This is a genomic window from Paraclostridium sp. (assembly GCF_051657365.1).
Taxonomy (GTDB): Bacteria; Bacillota; Clostridia; order Peptostreptococcales; family Peptostreptococcaceae; genus Paraclostridium.
This window is the reverse complement of record NZ_JBOFKN010000063.1, coordinates 1-1,584: the sequence shown is the minus strand read 5'-3', so window position 1 is coordinate 1,584 and position 1,584 is coordinate 1. Positions and strand designations below refer to the sequence as shown.

At 24.7% G+C, this 1,584-nt stretch carries 2 protein-coding genes; both read right to left on the bottom strand.

Annotated elements, in window-relative coordinates; all coding sequences use genetic code 11:
- Nucleotides 1-334 (bottom strand): hypothetical protein (locus ACRCYC_RS04130; RefSeq protein ID WP_438617917.1); only part of this gene is annotated, 334 nt, incomplete at its 3' end.
- Nucleotides 335-602: 268 nt separating this feature from the next.
- A partial coding sequence (locus tag ACRCYC_RS04125; protein WP_438617916.1) for a hypothetical protein occupies nt 603-1,584 on the bottom strand: 982 nt, incomplete at its 5' end.

Genomic DNA, 1,584 nt, shown 5'->3' with positions numbered 1-1,584 from the left:
AGCTAGATTCATTATATTTATCTATTAATAAATCCCCTTGTAATTTTTCTATAATAACCCATCCTACATCTTCAAACATACCAAAAGTAATAACTTCTGGTACCCTAAAGCTACATTTATTTAATTTAGAAATAAATTTTATTTCATTTCTCCATCTACTATTATCCCCATAGATTTTTAATATATAATTATATTCTTTTATTAGATATACTCTATTCCGTTCTAATTCATCATTTCCCATATTAACTAAAGATACAGAATGATTGAAAATACTATTTAATAGTTTAGTAATATTAATTCTTTCTAACTTTTTAGCTCTCTGTTGATGTACCATTAATTATTTTCCTCCATTAATTTTTTATTATTTTGTGAGGGTGAAAAAATAAGTTCCAATGAGAGTAACGAATGGATCTTTTTTTTTCACCCAACTAAAAAAGAGGGAATTTTTCTTTTTCCCTCTTTTTTCTGTACTTAAATCCAATAATTAAAGCTAAATTTTTGTAATGGATTTATTATACCATTTTCCCCTGTATTTTCAAGGGTATAAACACAAGGATATACTTTTTGAAAGGGCTTAAAATCGATTTTACGAGGTCGTTTTTTTAAAGTTCCCATCCTTCTTTTTCTTTTTGTAATTTTATCTCTAAATTATTTATTTTTGGTGATTTTTCCTGGACTAAAACTTTTTTTAATCCTCCTAATGTATGTTTTAAATCTTTTTGAATTTGAATAGATTTATTTTTAACATAAGGTTTAAAATCTTTTTCTTTAGTGCCTATTTCATTTAATTTTCTTTTAGCTAAATACTGGGTATTTAAACCATCTTTATTTATTCTAATTTCTTTATCAACTATCTTTTGGGCTTGTTTAAAGCTCTTTTCTATTTGGCTAGAAACAGTTTTTAAAATCTCTGAATCCTTATATTTTTTTAATAAATTTTTTTCAGACACTTTAATGTTTTCATATTTAGTTTTTAGTGTATTAATTTCTTTAGATAAAGAGGTCCTCTTTATAAAGTTTAATTTACTTATTCCACTAAATTCTTTTTCTAGGGTAGAAATATCTTTAGATAATTTTTTACCCTCAAAGAACACTTTATTATATTCACCTTTAGTAAGTTTATTAATAGCAAATAATTCAACCGATTTAAAGCCGTTATCTAACCTTTTTGGGGCTACTAGTTTACTTAACTTGTCTTTTCCCTTCTCTAAGGTTTCAATGCCGTTATTTAGCTTTTTAATGCTTATTTCACAATTTTGAGAAAGAGCTTTAGCTTCATTTTCAAATTTTGCTTTATTTGGAACTATAGTTTTCTCTTTTTCTAGTAATGAATTTTCATAAGCCATTATACTAACTCTTTGTTTATAAAGAATTGCATTATATTTTTCATCTTGGTTATTTTTAGAATAGTACTCATAAGAACTTTTAACTTTCTCTAGCTTAATTAAATTTTCTATATAACTTTTTAAGTTAGATTCTTTTACTGGAGCTTTTCCAATAAGTGATTTGATAGCTTTTAGTTCCTCTGATGTTTTAGTTTTAATTTCTTTTTCTAATCTATCAACTTTTACTTTTTGCTTTTCT